Genomic DNA, 16,605 nt, shown 5'->3' with positions numbered 1-16,605 from the left:
TATTTAAACAAAACAGTGCGGGTATATAACAAATTGTTTTTCTATAGTATCTATACCAACCTGAAATATTACAGAGCAAAATGGAAAATCTGAGCCCTTTACCGGAATTTAGTGCCAAGCACTACTTACTGTTAGTGGCATTACTGGTTGTTGCCAGCAGTTGCGCACCAGCTTTAAGCTGGTTGTTTCCTTCTCTGGCCGGTACTGTCTGGATAACACTGGTGCCGCCTTTGCTGGGCCTGTACCAGCTATTATTGTTATTTCGCAACCTTGGCATTGTTAAGTTGCCCGGTGTTGCCTGTTATTCAGCCCTGCTGGCACCACTTTCTGTGCTGAGTTTTTATCAGTTCGTACTGCACTAACATAGCTTTTATCATTTTTGAGCTATTCATTTTGCGCTATCATAGCAGCGCCCACTAAAACAGTGGGTGCTTTTGCTATATGGCTGCCACTGTCTGCCATTTGCTATTTTAAGGTTGTAACGGATGTCTATTAACTGGTTCCCGGGCCATATGCACAAAGCCCGTAAAGAAATCGCTGAAGTCATGCCGCAGGTCGATATTATTATCGAAATGCTCGATGCCCGTATTCCGTTCTCCAGCGAAAACCCTTTGGTGCCGCAGCTGCGTGGCAATACTCCCTGTATTAAAGTGCTGAATAAAGCCGATTTAGCCGATCCGCTGCTAACCCGGCGCTGGGTTGAACATTTTGAGCAACAGGCCGGCGTAAAAGCTATTCCGATCAGCCAGCAAAACCCGGAGCAAATCCGGGCGTTGCTGCAACTGTGTAACGACATGCTGCCAGAGCGTAATCTGGATATCCGTGCCGCACGGGCGATGATAATGGGTATTCCTAATGTCGGTAAATCGACCTTAATTAATACTCTTGCCGGGCGTACCATTGCCAAAACAGGTAACGAAGCCGGTGTAACTAAAATGCAGCAGCGCATTAAGCTGGAAAATAATGTTATTTTAACCGACACGCCGGGCTTTTTGTGGCCTAAACTCAGCCCGCCTACCTGTGGTTACCGCTTAGCGGTTACCGGCGCAATAAAAGATACCGTGTTTGATTATGCCGATATTGCCATGTTTGCTGCTGATTATTTGTTAAAAACCTACCCGCAGGCAGTAATGCAACGCTTTGGCTTAACCGAACTGCCAGAAAACGATTTAGCCCTGATGGATGCCATTGGTGTTAAACGCGGCGCAATGCGCAAAGGCGGTATTGTGGATCTGGAAAAAGCCGGCAGCATATTAATTACTGAACTACGTGCTGGCAATCTGGGGCAGATAACCCTGGAAACCCCGGAAATGGTAAGCCAGGAGCAAATTGACGCTAAAGCTGAAGAAGGCGCTAAAGCTAAAGAAAAAGCCGAACGTGAAGCTGAGCGCAAGCGTAAAGCCCAGCGAAAATATCGCTAGACCATAGCGCCGGCAAGTAGCGTGAAAGCTAAGGCCACGCGGCGCTTGTTGAGAGCGCAGCAACACGCTACTATGAACACCTTGTTATTGAGGGCGTTATGCTGCGCAAAACCATAGGTTTGATTATTCTGCTGGCAATTATGCTTAACCACGCTGTCGTGGCGTGCGATGCTATGGTTGTGCATTTACCGGATCATACTCACTCCTATACCAGCCTGACCGACACTCATAACGACAGCAAACTCAGCAATACAAACCTCAGCGACAACAGCCACAGCGATGATACAGATCAGCACAGCCCGCATGCGCATGTAAGTTGTCATATTGCCTTTTTACATGGCGTTGAGCTGCTTAATTTCAGCAGCGCCGCCATCACCGGCACTAACCGCAGTTGCCAAACCATCAGTTACAGCCCTCCGGTACCGCCTCCTAACGTTTAATCCTGTTCGTTTTTCACTTTAATCTGAACTAACAGGAGCATACCTATGTGTATGAGATTTACGCTGCCCATCTTGCTGGCAGTTACAGGCTATTGCCTGAGCGCAAGCGCCGAACCAAGTGCAAACGCCGGGCTAAACGCAAACGCAGAACCGTTGTCATTGCAACAGGCATTACAACACACATTGCAGCGCAGCTCAGTGCTGCAGGCCTATCCTTATCAACAACGAATTGCCGAAGCTAACCTGTTGCAGGCAGGCAACCGCCCTGTACCACAACTGGATATTGCGGTTGAAAATATTTTTGGCAGTGGCGACAACCGTGGCCTGGCCGGTGCTGAACTGACTTTAAGTTTAAGCCAGCAGATTGAACTGGGCAGTAAACGCCAGCGCAGGCTTGATGTTGCCGGCTGGCAATCTCAGTTGCAGCAAGATGACTACGAATTAGCCCGCCTGGATGTGCTCGCCGATACCACCGGGCAATATATTCAGCTACTGCACTTGCAGCAGCAGAGGCTACTGACCGAGCAAAAAATTGGCCGCGAAACGGCTTTACTTAACACTGCACTGGAGCGCAGCAAAGCCAGCAACCTGCATGAAGCAGATATCAGCCGTATTAAACTGAAGCTGCTGCGTAGCCAGATTGCACTGACAACCTTAGATCAACAACTTGAGCTGCAACGTTATAAGCTGGCGGCGCGCTGGAATGCCGAGCCTGATTTTAGCGCCGTAACAGGTAACCTCTCTACCCTGCCCCTGCTACCGGGGTTAGCCGAGCTACAAACCCGTCTGCAACGCAGCCCACTGACCAACCGCTACCTTACCCGGCAACGCTTAGCCCAAAGCCGCTTGCAACAAGCCGAAGCTGACAGCAAAGCCGATATCACCTTATCTGCCGGGGTAAAGCGTAATGAAGCCCAGAATGATACCTCGCTGGTGCTGGGTTTCAGCCTGCCGCTATACAGCGCTGCCACCAGCAAAGCAAGCCGGCAGATGGCACAGGCTGAGCAAGAACTGGCAGCAACACAACAGCAGCTTAACCATACCGAGCTGAACTTGCTGCTAAAGCATTACCTGCTGCAGCTCAACACCTTGCGCTCGATTACGGCGGCTATTACCAACCAACTGCTGCCACAGGCCGCGCATTTGCTGGCCACCAGCACCGCAGGCTATCAGCAAGGCCAGATTGATTTACTCAGTGTGCTGGCCGCTGATGAAGAACTGGCGCAAGCCAACCTGGAACTGCTTGAAAGCCAGAGTCGCTTTCATCTGATCTTACTGGAGCTGGAACGCCTGACGGGACAACCGCTGGCGTTATCCGGCCCTGTGCCATTACCGGCAATGGAGAATGAATAATGCAACAACTTACCGTAAAACCATTAAAAACACCGCGCTTGTCTGTTGTTATCTGGCTGGTTGTGTTGGCTACTAATTTACTGAGTTTGCATGTCAATGCCGCTGCAGCGCTACATGGCAGTCATGGCTCTGCCCAGACACAGAATGACTCCCGGCACGATAAACATGAGGATAACCACGACCATGAAGACAGTGATGAACACAACGATGAACATAGCGATGAGCATGAACATAGCGATGAGCCACCGCTAAAAATCAGCGAGCGCATGCTAACGCTAAACCAGATCAGCACAGAAACTGCAGCCGCCATAACGCTGGTACAAAAAATTCACCTGTATGGTGTTATCACTGAAGTGCCGGAGCAGCAAGCCACAGTTAAAGCCCCCTACGCCGCTGTGGTGGATAAGGTGCTGGTAAAGCAAGGTGATAATGTCAGCAAAGGCCAGTTACTGGCCAACCTGACTAACCTTAGCAGTTTAAAAACCTATCAGCTGCGTGCACCGCTGGCCGGAATGGTTACCCGGCGCTATTTAAACGACGGCGAACTGATCCGCGACGAACCCCTGCTGGATATTGCCAACTACAGCAAGGTTTATGCAGAGCTGTCAGCCTTCCCATCTGATATTGCGCTGTTAAAACCGGATATGCCGGTTAGTGTTTTCAGCCTGCATCAGGCCAAAGCAGCCAACGGCACTATCAGTTATATCTCCGCACAAATGACCGAAGGCCACATTGCCCGCGCCCGCGCTCTTATTAATAACGACGACGGTTACTGGCGCCCGGGTATGCATATTAAAGCTGATATCCATACGGCAGAACTTAAGGTAGCGGTTGCAGTTAAGAAAAGCGCCCTGCAGCGCATTGATAATCAGCCTGCAGTATTTGTGCGCTACGGCGACAGCTTTGAAGTACAAAAGCTGACACTGGGCCGTGAGGATGATGACTATATCGAGGTGCTCAGCGGGCTGGAGGCTGGCAGCGAATATGCCAGTGCTAACAGCTTTATTCTTAAAGCCGATTTACTAAAATCCGGCGCAAGCCATCAGCATTAGGAGCACGCCATGATTGATTTGATCCTAAAACAGGCGTTGCAGCGGCGTTATCTGGTATTGCTGCTTACCCTGCTGCTGGCACTGGCAGGTTTATGGCAGGCACAAAAACTGCCGATGGATGCCGTACCAGATATCACCAATGTGCAGGTGCAAATTAATACCTCAGCACCGGGTTATTCACCTCTGGAGGCAGAGCAACGCCTTACCATCATTATTGAAAACGCCATGGCTGGCCTGCCAAAACTGCAGTATAGCCGCTCGTTATCACGTTATGGCATGTCGCAGGTTACCGTGGTATTTGATGAAGGCACCGACATTTACTGGGCCCGCCAGCAAGTGTCGGAGCGGCTGCAAAGTGTGCGCGATAACCTGCCCGCCGACAGCCAGGCCAGCCTTGGCCCGATAACCAGCGGGCTGGGTGAAATATTTATGTACTCGGTTAGCGCCAGTGCAGATGCACGTACCGCAGAGGGCAAACCGTACAACGCGGAAGACTTACGCACGATACAAGACTGGCAGATAAAACCGCAGCTGGTCAAAGTAACAGGCGTAACCGAGGTTAATGCCATTGGCGGCTACCAGCGCCAGTATCAGGTAGCCCCCGATCCTGCGCGGTTACTGGCTTTTAAACTAACCCTGGATGATATCGCTACAGCCCTGAAGCGTAATAACAGCAATATTGGCGCCGGTTATATTGAGCAGCGCGGTGAGCAATGGCTGGTTCGCTCCCCCGGCCAGTTTACAAGCCTGAATGATATCGGCGAGCTGGTTATTGCCAAGCGGGACGATGCCCCGGTGCGACTGCGGGATGTAGCAGACGTTATCTATGGCAAAGAACTGCGCACCGGCGCAGCCAGCCTGAACGGCGAAGAAACCGTACTGGGTACGGTGTTTATGTTAATGGGTGAAAACAGCAGAACAGTATCCAGAGCAGTAGCGGCTAAGCTGGATGACATTAACCTGCGCCTGCCAGAGGGCGTGCAGGCTTATCCGGTATATAACCGCACCACTTTGGTAGATAAAACCATTGCCACCGTGCAAAAAAACCTGTTTGAAGGCGCCGTGCTGGTTATGGTCGTGCTGTTTATCTTTTTGGGTAATATCCGCGCGGCGCTTATTACCGCACTGGTTATTCCGCTTAGCCTGCTGTTCGCCATCAGTGGTATGGCACTGAATAAAGTCAGCGGTAATCTGATGAGCTTAGGCGCAATAGACTTTGGCTTAATTGTCGACGGTGCCGTTATCGTCAGCGAAAACTGCCTGCGTCGTTTAGGCCTGGCGCAGCACCGGCATGGCCGTTTGTTAACACTACAAGAGCGTTTAGCCGAGGTGTATCTGGCCACGCGGGAAGTGTTTACCCCGGCAGTATTTGGTGTACTGATTATTATGCTGGTATTTTTGCCTGTATTTGCCTTAAGCGGTGTTGAAGGCAAAATGTTTCACCCTATGGCCTTTACGGTTATTGCCGCACTGGCAGGTGCTGTGCTGCTGGCCATTAGCTTTGTACCGGCAGCCATTGCCATTTTTATCCGCGGTAAAGTAACTGAACAGGACTCAGGCTTAATGCGGATATTAAAACGCGGTTACTCGCGCTTACTAAGCAGCACTTTGCACCATCCGTTGCCGGTTATTGCTTCGGCACTGCTGCTGGTTGTGCTGGTGTTCTGGCAGGGCAGCAAGCTTGGCAGTGAGTTTATGCCACAGCTGGATGAGGGCGATATCGCACTGCATGCGCTGCGGATCCCAGGCACCAGTTTGTCGCAGTCACTGCAAATGCAGTTGCTGCTGGAGCGTGAAATTGCTGCTATGCCACAAGTTAAGCATGTATTTTCTAAAATTGGCACCGCAGAAATCGCCACTGACCCTATGCCACCGAATGTCGCCGATACCTTTGTCATATTAAAACCACAATCAGCCTGGCCGGATCCTAACCTGAGCAAAGCCGCCTTAACAGAACAGCTGCGGCAGATAGCACAAGCGATCCCGGGTAATAATTATGAGTTTACCCAACCGATACAAATGCGCTTTAACGAGCTTATCGCCGGTGTAAGAGCCGATGTGGCGGTGCGTATTTACGGCGATGATTTAACCGAGCTGACTAAAGCTGCAGAAGCGGCAACGGTGCTGCTAAGTAATATTGCTGGTGCGAAAGATGTGCGTATGGAACAAGCATCTGGTTTACCTATGCTGTCGATTGAACCCGAGCGAAATCATCTGGCACTACTGGGAATAGACGTTGCTACGGTGCAACAGACCATCCAAACCGCTATTGGCGGTTTGCAGCTGGGGCATATTTATGAAGGCGATAAAGCTTTTGCACTGGTGCTACGTTTAGCTGACGATATCCGCTCAGATCCACAGCAATTAAAGCGGTTGCCGGTTGCTTTGCCCGATACCGGCACTGAACTAACCTATGTACCGCTGGGCGAGATCAGCCATTTTAATGAAATTAACTCACCCAACCAGATAAACCGCGAAAGCGGTAAGCGCAATATTGTTGTCAGCGCCAATATCGCCGGGCGCGATTTGGGCAGTTTTATTGCACAAACCCGCCAGGTTATGAATACACAGCTTACACTCCCGGCCGGATATTGGCTCGACTACGGCGGCAGCTTTGAGCAGCTGCAATCGGCCTCTGCCCGGCTGGCCTGGCTGGTGCCGCTGACATTACTGCTTATTTTTGGCTTACTGTTCAGCGCACTTGGCAGTGCAAAAGATGCCGCTATCGTATTTAGCGGCATACCACTGGCTTTAACCGGCGGGCTGGGGGCACTGATGCTGCGCGATATGCCACTGTCTATCTCGGCTGCGGTAGGTTTTATTGCACTATCTGGTATCGCGGTATTAAACGGCGTGGTCATGCTGGCGATGATTAAACAGCTACGTGAGCAAGGTGCGGTGTTGCAAGACGCCATAATGCAAGGTGCTGTACTGCGTTTAAGGCCGGTGCTGATGACAGCACTGGTAGCCAGTTTAGGCTTTATTCCTATGGCGTTTAACACCGGCGCAGGGGCCGAGGTACAGCGCCCGCTGGCAACGGTGGTAATAGGCGGTATTATGTCTGCCACTGTGCTTACACTACTGCTGCTACCCTTGTTATATAAACTGGTACACCGCAAACACAGCTGCTAACACAACGACTAGCACAGCTTTACGTTAGCTGCGGCGCTAACTATTTTAGCGCCGCCATTGTTAAACCCGGCTAGCAGCCCCAACTAGGTTGCAGCGCATTCTTAACGATTAAGACACAACCAACCAGCTCCAACTAAACAGTTTCAACCAACATAGAGGGTTAACCCATGTTTTACGATATTACCGTAGTGCAATCTAGCAAAATGCTGCAAAATTTAAGCGCCATCCTTGATAAAGGTGCCACCTTTGCCGAAAGTAAAAAAATTGATGTCGCGGTTTTACTGAATTCGCGTTTAGCGCCGGATCAATTTCATCTGATCCGCCAGGTACAAATTGCCTGTGATACCGCCAAATTAGGCGTAGCCCGTATCACCGGCAAAACAGACAGTGCCCCCAAGCATGCCGATGATGAAACCACATTAGCGCAATTACAGCAGCGCATCAGCGATACGGTGGCTTATCTGGCCAGCTTTACCGAGGCCGATTTCAGCCATGCCGCCACGCAAAAAATCACTCAGCCACGCTGGGAAGGTAAATACCTGAGCGGTTATGAGTTTTTAATCCAGCATGTAATACCCAACCTGTATTTCCATATCACTACCACCTACGCCATTTTGCGTCACAATGGTGTTGATGTGGGTAAAAAAGACTACCTGGGTGCGATGCCTTATAAAGTTTAACGCCTAGTGTAAAACGCCGGGCATTAACCCGGCGTTTTCGTCTTTGAAGTTTAGCGCTCCAGTACAATCCGATAACGGGCTTTACCGCTTTTTAAATGTGCCAGCGCCTCATTTATTTGCTCAAACTTAAACATTTCCACTACCGGTTTAATATCATGTTGCACGGCAAACTCCAGCATCTTAGCAATAGTTGCCGGGCTGCCTACCGGCGAGCCAGACACAGAACGCTGTGCCATAATCAGGCTAAATACGCCGATATTCAATGGCTCCAATGTAGCGCCAACAAAGTGCAACCGGCCTTTTGGCTTTAAAGTCGACAGGTATAAATTCCAGTCCAGCGCCACATTCACGGTAGAGATAATTAAATCAAAGCGCCCTGCTGCCTGCTCTATCTCTGTGCTGTTGCGTGAATTAATACATTGATGCGCGCCCAGCGTTTTGGCTTCCTCTGTTTTACTGTCACTGGAAGTAAAAGCCGTTACGTCACAGCCCCAGGCACGTAAAAACTGCAGCGCGATATGGCCAAGCCCGCCAATACCAATTACCGCCACTTTATCGGTGGGTTTTATATCAAACTGCACCAGTGGGTTAAATACAGTAATACCACCACAAAACAGCGGGCCGGCCGTTTTCGCATCCATGCCTTGGGGCAGTGGCACGACACTGGCGGCATTGGCACGTACTTTGTCGGCAAAACCGCCATGGCGGCCCACTATGGTGCCTTGCGCCTGGTTGCACAGGTTATGGTCGCCGCTACCGCAGCTGCTGCACACTTTACAATAATCTGAATGCCAGCCCAGCCCCACAACTTGCCCGGTTTTAAGATGGCTAACCGCTTCACCCACAGCACTGATGCGGCCCACTACTTCATGGCCGGCAACCAGCGGGTAAGCTGACATGCCCCATTCATTATTCAACATCGACACATCTGAATGGCAGATCCCACAGTAATCCACCTCTATTTCTACATAATCACGGCCAAGCGTACCCGGTTCATATTGCCAGGGTACCAGTTTACTGTTGGCCTCCAGTGCGGCGTAAGCGTTAATCATATTCTCTCCTGCAAGGTTGCGGTTTACGTTAGCAATACAACTAACAGTATTAACCAGATCCGCCAAGTTGCGGTGAATTTGGTAAAAAAGACGACCCGGATGCGATGCCGTATAAAGTTTAAACTAAAAAAACTTGCTTGTGACTATTAGTAACTAACTGTAAAAGCTCTATTTTATCCGCTTTGACTACTGATAAACTAGCCGCTTCGCGGTAAGTTGCCAGGTGGTATATATGCAATCGCAGGTTTTGTTGTCTCTTGTTGTACCGTTTTACAACGCTGCGGATTATTTTGCTCAATTATTGGCGTCGGTTGAAACACAGCTGACAGATGCGGTCCAGGTAGTGTTAGTGTGTGACGGTGCAACAGACAACAGCCTGGAATTAGCGCAACAGCATATTGCCACATCCACTAAGCCCGGCAGCTATCTACTGCTGCAACAGCCCAATAGCGGCGTGAGCGTGGCCAGAAATCTGGGTATTGCCCATAGTACAGGGTGCTATATTGGCTTTCTTGATGCTGATGATATGATCTTACCCGGCTATATGGCTCAGTTACTGCACGTTATCGCACAGCATCAGCCTGATCTGATTGAAATAGGCTATAAACGTTTTAGCGATATATCGGCCCTGCCAACTGCCAGACCACACTACATGCGCCACAAAGCCGGCAAGCATAAGGTTAGCGGTGTTGCTACCGCTGTGTTTCAGTCAAACCGCTGGTTTCCCTGGCTAAGAATATACCGTAAAGCGATAGCGCCAGATTTTAATTTCCCACCTGGCATCGCATTTTGCGAAGACGTTATGGCAGTACCCACCTTGTACCAGCAAGCGTTTCAACTGTTTCATTTACGTGTACCGCTTTATGGCTACCGTGAACACAGCTCAAGCGCATCGTTTAATGTTAAACCAGAGCAGCAACTGCAATTGCAGCAGTTTTTCACCGGCTTGCAGCAAGGCACCTTTTACCCGGCCATATCCGCACGCTGGCGCAATATTTTGTTGTTAAATCTGGCTTATTTGTTATACAGCTTACAGCTCAACAACCCGGCAGTTAAAGCACTGCCAGTAGCCTTTGAGCAGCAGTTCAGAACACTGCTTAAACAACTGTGGCTAACACCGGGTTTCTCGCTGCGGAAAAAACTAACGCTGGCATTTGCTTCGTACTTTTTCCACACCAACCGTGCACGCAAAATATGAAGGTGCCAAACCGCAACCATCACACCATACTATAAACTAGCACTCTGGTGTCAGAGCATAATCACCCAGCATCCTTTCCAGTTCAGCCGCGGGTAAGGGTTTACTGAAGAAATATCCCTGCATGGCATCACAGCCGTTTTTCTTCAGGTAATCTACCTGCTGCTGATACTCCACCCCTTCCGCCACCAGTTTTAACCCCATACTCTGCCCAAGCGAAATAATCGCCTGCACGATAACGGCTTCACCCTTAGTCTGGTTAATATCATCAATAAAGGATTTATCAATTTTAAGTGTATTAATAGGCAGGTTTTTTAAATAGCTCAGGCTGGAATAGCCGGTACCAAAGTCGTCTAACGATACCGATACGCCAATGTCGCGTAAGCCCTGCAAAATAGATACTGCGCTGTGCATTGTTTCCATCAGCACGCCCTCGGTGATTTCCAGATCAAGGTAAGATGCGGCAATATTATTTTCTGACAACACGTTCAGGATCAGGCTTTGTAAGTCACCGCGGTGAAATTGCAGGGTAGATAAATTCACCGACACCGCAGGCACATTCAGGCCGTTATCCAGCCATTGCCGGATCTGCCGGCCAACATTGGCCACTACCCATTCATCCACCAGTAATATTAAACCGCTACGCTCTGCCAAAGGGATAAAGTCTGCCGGAGACACTAGCCCCAATACCGGGCTGTGCCAGCGTACAAGCGCTTCCAAACCGGTAATATTGCCTGTTTGCAAACACACTTTGGGCTGGTATACCAAGGCAAATTCTTCCTGTTGCACTGCGGTACGTAAGCAAGATTCCATTTGCAACCGTTGCTGTACTTTAGTTTCCAGCTCCGGGCTAAAAATACAGTACTGATTCCCACCTGCGCTCTTACTGGAATGAAGTGCGATATCAGCGTATTTCAGCAGTGTATCAAAATTGAATGCATCATCAGGAAACACAGCAACTCCAATACTGGTAGTAACAGATAAATTAGTGTGTTCAGCCATTTTAACGGTATCAATACCCGACACCATCTGCTGCATTAATGCCGATAACTGCACGATATCTCTGACATCACGCAAAATGACTAAAAACTCGTCGCCACCGCTGCGCGAAACGATGCCATTGTCAGCCACCATGTGCGTAAGATAACCGGCAACTCTTATCAGCAGTTGGTCACCAACACCCCGTCCCAGTGCATCGTTCACATCTTTAAACCGATCCAAACCCAGGCATACCACAGCAATTTTTTTTAATGCTTGTTTTTGCTCAAATGCTGCAGCTTCAAAATAGCTTTGTGCCGATAATCTGTTTGCCAGCCCTGTCAAGCTATCGCGGCTGGCCAGATAGTTGATCAGGACCTGAGCATCATGTGCTTCTGATTTGTCGACCAGCGTAGTAATGAAATGAGAGATCTGATTACCATTTTCACAAAAGGTATAAATTGTCTCTGTCATGGGGATCACATTGGCGTCTTTAGAGCGGTTCCACACCTCGCCACTCCAACAGCCAGATTGTGTCAACTGCTGCTTAATTGCACTGAAAAATGCCGGTTCATGCTTATCAGAGCGGATTAACTGCAACGACTTTCCGACCACTTCACTTTGCTGATAACCAGTTAAATGACAAAACGCCGGGTTTACCGCTAAAATGGTGTCATCTATGTTGGTGATCAAAATCGCACTGGGGCAAACCGCAAAGGCTTTTTCCAGCAACGGCAGCTTAAACTGCGATATTCTTGACAGCCCCATAACCGCCTCCGTGTTGTTTCGCTACCACTTCATTATGGCTTTCGCTATCTCTGATAACGGCATTATCTGATCAACGGCGTCACGTTTTATCGCCTCTTTTGGCATACCAAAAACCACGCAGGATGCTTCATCCTGGGCAATGGTATAAGCACTGGCCTGGCGCATTTCCAGCAAACCGGCAGCGCCATCATCTCCCATGCCTGTCATAATGATGCCAAGTGCATTTTTTCCTGCGGTTTTAGCTACCGAGCGAAACAATACGTCTACTGACGGGATATGCCGGTTAACCAAAGGCCCGGCGATAACATCTACGTAATATTGCGCGCCACTGCGCTTTAGCAGCATATGTTTGCCGCCCGGAGCAATTAATGCCCGCCCGGGTATTAACCGCATGCCATGCGTTGCTTCAAGCACTTCTATTTCACAAATATTATTCAGCCGCTGGGCAAAGGCTGCGGTGAATTTTTCCGGCATATGCTGCACTATCACAATACCAGGGCAAACTCTGGGTAATTGCGACAACACCGCTTCCAGCGCCTGCGTTCCGCCGGTAGAGGTGCCCATTGCTACCAGCCGCTCCGTGGTTTGCGTCATCGCACTGCCAGACGCTGTTAGCACTGCATCTGCAGTGTGTTTTTGTTTTGCTTTCAACGGTATGGCAGGGGCTACCGTAAGCCGGCTTAACCGCGCCTGCGCAGCTCCGATAACTGCTGAAACAATGTCAGAGCCCGAGTCTTCCAAAAACTTTTTTAAACCCATTTTAGGTTTGGTCACAATGCTTACGGCACCGGCTGCCAATGCCTGTAAAGAGGTCTCCGCGCCTTTTTCGGTTAGTGTGGAGCAAATCACCACCGGTGTAGGCCGCTCTGCCATAATTTTGCGTAAAAAACTAATGCCATCCATCCGAGGCATTTCCACATCCAGTACGATAACGTCTGGCCACTGTTTTTGCATTTTCTCCAGCGCGTAAATAGGGTCTGCGGCCACATCAAGCACGTTTATTCTGGCATTCTCAGCCAGCTTTGCACTTAATACCTGGCGCACTACCGCAGAGTCATCAACAATCAGTACATTAATTTTATTCATGGTAAGACACTCATAACAACGCAGCCAGCTGCGCTTTTCGTACCAAAGTAGTGCCGGTGCCAACCATAAAATCGACATAACGGTATACCGTGCCGCCTAAGTCAGCCTCAACCACGGTAAAACCGTATTTGCGCGATTCATTAATTGCGGCAATACGATTGCGGCACGACACATTAACGCAGCTGTGGCACAACTCTGTACTCTGATTGCGATCGGGCCCGGTATCTGCACAGGTTGTTTTAAGTTGTCTGAACATATTGGCTGCGCCAAATAGCCGTACCTGATACTCGCGCGGCTTGGTGCCATGCTTCTCTATTTCTTTTAGCAAAATACGCATAAATTCATCGGCATAACGGGCATCGTTATCAGCGTTGCTTTTTCTGGTTGGCAACACGTAGTGGCACATGCCACCAATACGCTTTTTCGGATGCCAAAACACCATCGCCACACAAGAGCCCAGCAAAGTCTGAATGCGTAACGGCTGCACAGAGAACTGATAATCACCGGGCATCAGCACCTTAACCGGAGCGCTATGGGTCATTGCCGTCACGTTTTCGGTTTCTGAAACACAGCCGGTACGATCATTTTCAGTTCACTGTTAATGCCCTGTAAACTTTCGCTGTGACCAATAAATAAGAACCCTCCCGGTTTGAGTACCGCTTGCAGCCGGTTTACCACCTGTCGCTTGGTATCTATATCGAAGTAAATCATGACATTGCGCAAAAAAATAATATCAAACAGGCCAACGTCAGGCAGTTTGGCATTCAGGTTACAGTGAAAAAACTGCATTTTGTCGCGTAGCGTTTTATCAATCATAAAAGTGCCGGCCTGAGTACCAATACCTTTGAGGCAGTAACTGGTTAAATAAGGCCGGGCAATGTTGTCTGCCTGTGCAATCGGATACTGGCCGGTTCTGGCTTTGTCTAACACCCGCGTGCTGATATCCGATGCCAGCACCTCCCAGCTACGGCCAACCAGGCATTCCTGCATTACCATGGCAATACTGTAAGGCTCCTGCCCGGATGAACAGGCTGCACTCCAGATACGAAAGCTACCAGAGCCACGGTTTTGCAACTCCAGCTGCTTTTTTAAAAACGAAAAATGATTCGGTTCGCGAAAAAAGTAAGTTTCATTTGTTGTCAGTAAATCTATCGCTGTCTGAACTTCGTGCCGGTATTCCTTTTGCGCCAGCAACGCAAGATATTGGCCAAAATTGCTCAGTTGGTACTCTCGTAAGCGCTTCGATAAACGCCCGGCTACCAGAGGTTTTTTAGTGTCTGATAAGCTGATACCGGCAATGTCATATAGCATTGTTTGAAACTGAGCAAACTCACGATCGCTTAACTCTGAAGCATTCACAAAAAATCCTTTTACTCTCTGGCCACGATCAAACTGTTAGTCATGCCGTTCATCGTCAACCCGCTCAGTCAGGGCAGACAATTCATCTACCGACAGCACCCTATCGACATTAAGAATAATGACAAACTTGTCGTCTATTTTGCCCATACCAGAGATAAAGTCTGGCCGTAATTTAGCGCCAAATTGTGGGGCACGTTCAATTTGCGCCGGCGAAATTGCCAACACTTCAGAAACTGAGTCAACAACAACGCCGATCACATGTTGCTCTTGCTCTGACGATAACTGAATTTCAATAATCACCACGCAACTGCGTTTACCCACCACTGAGCTGGGGCGGCCAAAACGGGCTTGTAAGTCAATTACCGGCACAACCTGGCCGCGCAAGTTAATAACCCCGCGGACAAAGTTGGGCATCATCGGCACCGACGTAACCTGACCATACTCAATAATTTCCTTAATACTTAAAATACCTATGGCAAACATTTCTTTGTCCAGCAGGAAAGTCAGGTACTGGCTTTCCTCCTCGCGGACTTTCTGTTTTACCAATACATGCTCTGCCTTTACCAGATTAGTCATAACACTCTCCCTCAGAAGCGGACAAACTCAGCTTCACTGGCGCCAGCTATACCTAACTTTGCATGAGTTGATATTTTTTTCGCTGCTGCAGGCGCGCTATTATTTGGCCGCCTTGCAGCCGTTAAACTGTCAGCATTCACGCGGAAGAAGGCGACAAGTTGTTGCAACTGCTCTGCCTGCCCGCTCATTTCTTCGGCAGTAGCTGCCAGCTCTTCTGAGGCAGAAGCATTTTGCTGGGTGATCTGGTTCATTTGTGTCATGGCAACATTCACCTGCGACAAGCCGGTAGACTGCTCATTTGATGCCGCTGCAATTTCCTGTACCAGATCAGAGGTTTTATTAATGGCAGGCAGCATCTCGTCCAGTAAACTACCAGCACGCTCGGCTAAATCCACACTGCTGCCGGCAACCTTGCCAATTTCCTGCGCCGCCACCTGGCTACGCTCAGCCAGTTTACGTACCTCAGCAGCTACAACAGCAAAGCCTTTGCCATGCTCACCGGCACGGGCAGCTTCAATAGCAGCGTTTAATGCCAGTAGGTTAGTCTGGTAGGCAATATCATCAATAATGCTGATTTTGGCAGCAATTTGCTTCATCGCCTGTACGGTTTCTTTAACGGCGATGCCGCCTTCGTTGGCTTGTTTTGAGGCCTGTGCAGACATATTGTCGGTGACTTTGGCGTTATCCGCGTTCTGGTTAACAGACGCCGACATTTGCTCTACAGCAGAACTGGTTTCTTCCACGCTGGCCGCTTGCTCGCTGGTGGCCTGGCTTACGCTTTGTGCTGTGCTTGATACCTGCTCAGAAGCTGAAGAAATATTGTCAGTGGCACTGCGTACCTCACTGATAATTTGCGCCAGCTTATCTACCATCTGTTTAAAGGCATATAACATACTGCTGTTATCGCCGCGTGCCAGTACGATTTCTCCGGTCATATCACCGCCGGCTACCCGCTCAACAATAGCGGTAACATAATTAGGCTCGCCCCCCAACTGCTGCAAAGTACTACGGGCAATAAACACCCCCAACAACACCATAAATACTAAAGCTATTATCGTAACAACAATCATCGTTGTATTCGCTGTATCAGCGTTAGCAGTGCCCTGCACGACCGCTTCACTTGCAAAATCACTATTTAGATTAACAAGTTGATCAATCAAGCTATCTGATTGATTATAAATAGGCAGAACAACTTTCATTGCCTCATAAAACTCAATAAATAGCGCCCTTTGCTCTGTTTCTGAGCTGTTACGGCTTAGCCGTTCAATAATACTTTGCACCCTATCTGTAGCTGTACGATATGCATCCTGGCTAACTGAAAACTGCCGGAACAATTCCTCACCACGTTCAGTTCGCGGAAATTTTGTATAAGTATCATATCCCTGCTGATAAATAGCGCGCCGGCGTTCAATTTCCTCAACCACGTTACGAAACTCGGTATGTGCATTGTAATCATTTTCAAAAAATGAAACCCGCCGCATAACTGACTGCGCAGCTGTCCGGCCATCTTTCA

General features: G+C 49.2%; 15 protein-coding genes. 8 read left to right on the top strand and 7 right to left on the bottom strand.

Going from position 1 to position 16,605, the window contains the following annotated elements; all coding sequences use genetic code 11:
* Nucleotides 1-80 precede the first annotated feature (80 nt).
* From AR688_RS07310 to AR688_RS07280, 7 genes are all read left to right on the top strand, one after another.
* On the top strand, nt 81-362 hold the full coding sequence (locus AR688_RS07310) for a hypothetical protein (RefSeq protein WP_068231394.1): 282 nt from the start codon (nt 81-83) through the stop codon (nt 360-362).
* A 123-nt stretch (nt 363-485) separates the two neighbouring features.
* Nucleotides 486-1,421 (top strand): ribosome biogenesis GTPase YlqF, encoded by a 936-nt coding sequence (gene ylqF, locus AR688_RS07305; RefSeq protein WP_068231392.1) that lies wholly within the window; start codon nt 486-488, stop codon nt 1,419-1,421.
* Between the two features lie 98 nt (nt 1,422-1,519).
* Nucleotides 1,520-1,861: a hypothetical protein gene (locus AR688_RS07300; protein ID WP_068231385.1), complete on the top strand. Its 342-nt coding sequence runs from the start codon at nt 1,520-1,522 to the stop codon at nt 1,859-1,861.
* A 45-nt stretch (nt 1,862-1,906) separates the two neighbouring features.
* The gene (locus AR688_RS07295; protein ID WP_082694706.1) at nt 1,907-3,214 is read left to right on the top strand and encodes a TolC family protein; all 1,308 of its coding nucleotides are present in this window, start codon (nt 1,907-1,909) and stop codon (nt 3,212-3,214) included.
* Nucleotides 3,214-4,266 (top strand): efflux RND transporter periplasmic adaptor subunit, encoded by a 1,053-nt coding sequence (locus AR688_RS07290; RefSeq protein ID WP_068231381.1) that lies wholly within the window; start codon nt 3,214-3,216, stop codon nt 4,264-4,266. Before AR688_RS07295 ends, AR688_RS07290 begins: the two co-directional genes overlap by 1 nt.
* A gap of 9 nt (nt 4,267-4,275) precedes the next feature.
* Entirely contained in the window at nt 4,276-7,398 is a 3,123-nt protein-coding gene (locus AR688_RS07285; protein WP_068231378.1) for an efflux RND transporter permease subunit, read from the top strand.
* A 167-nt stretch (nt 7,399-7,565) separates the two neighbouring features.
* Nucleotides 7,566-8,078: a DUF1993 domain-containing protein gene (locus AR688_RS07280; RefSeq protein WP_068231376.1), complete on the top strand. Its 513-nt coding sequence runs from the start codon at nt 7,566-7,568 to the stop codon at nt 8,076-8,078.
* Between the two features lie 50 nt (nt 8,079-8,128).
* Here the strand turns inward: AR688_RS07280 and ahr are convergent, their stop codons facing one another.
* Complete coding sequence (gene ahr, locus AR688_RS07275; protein ID WP_068231373.1) at nt 8,129-9,130, bottom strand: NADPH-dependent aldehyde reductase Ahr; 1,002 nt, start codon at nt 9,128-9,130, stop codon at nt 8,129-8,131.
* A gap of 232 nt (nt 9,131-9,362) precedes the next feature.
* Here ahr and AR688_RS07270 point away from each other — a divergent pair, with 232 nt between their 5' ends.
* Nucleotides 9,363-10,328, top strand: coding sequence for a glycosyltransferase family 2 protein (locus tag AR688_RS07270; RefSeq protein WP_068231370.1), 966 nt, complete (start codon nt 9,363-9,365; stop codon nt 10,326-10,328).
* Nucleotides 10,329-10,364: 36 nt separating this feature from the next.
* On the opposite strand, the gene AR688_RS07265 is transcribed toward AR688_RS07270, so the two are convergent.
* The 6 genes from AR688_RS07265 to AR688_RS19880 form a co-directional block, all read right to left on the bottom strand.
* Nucleotides 10,365-12,071 (bottom strand): sensor domain-containing protein, encoded by a 1,707-nt coding sequence (locus tag AR688_RS07265; RefSeq protein WP_068231367.1) that lies wholly within the window; start codon nt 12,069-12,071, stop codon nt 10,365-10,367.
* A gap of 21 nt (nt 12,072-12,092) precedes the next feature.
* Entirely contained in the window at nt 12,093-13,157 is a 1,065-nt protein-coding gene (locus AR688_RS07260; protein ID WP_068231364.1) for a protein-glutamate methylesterase/protein-glutamine glutaminase, read from the bottom strand.
* 10 nt (nt 13,158-13,167) lie between these two features.
* Nucleotides 13,168-13,698: a chemotaxis protein CheD gene (locus AR688_RS07255; RefSeq protein WP_068231361.1), complete on the bottom strand. Its 531-nt coding sequence runs from the start codon at nt 13,696-13,698 to the stop codon at nt 13,168-13,170.
* Between the two features lie 5 nt (nt 13,699-13,703).
* Nucleotides 13,704-14,516, bottom strand: a complete 813-nt coding sequence (locus AR688_RS07250; RefSeq protein WP_082694705.1) for a CheR family methyltransferase — start codon at nt 14,514-14,516, stop codon at nt 13,704-13,706.
* A 36-nt stretch (nt 14,517-14,552) separates the two neighbouring features.
* The gene (locus AR688_RS07245) at nt 14,553-15,092 is read right to left on the bottom strand and encodes a chemotaxis protein CheW (RefSeq protein WP_068231358.1); all 540 of its coding nucleotides are present in this window, start codon (nt 15,090-15,092) and stop codon (nt 14,553-14,555) included.
* Between the two features lie 11 nt (nt 15,093-15,103).
* The coding region (locus AR688_RS19880) for a methyl-accepting chemotaxis protein (protein ID WP_156420246.1) at nt 15,104-16,605 on the bottom strand (1,502 nt) is incomplete at its 5' end.

Source organism: Rheinheimera sp. EpRS3 (genome assembly GCF_001513785.1).
Taxonomy (GTDB): domain Bacteria; phylum Pseudomonadota; class Gammaproteobacteria; order Enterobacterales; family Alteromonadaceae; genus Alishewanella.
The sequence above is the reverse complement of the archived record's forward strand: the minus strand, read 5'-3'. Positions and strand labels throughout refer to the sequence as shown.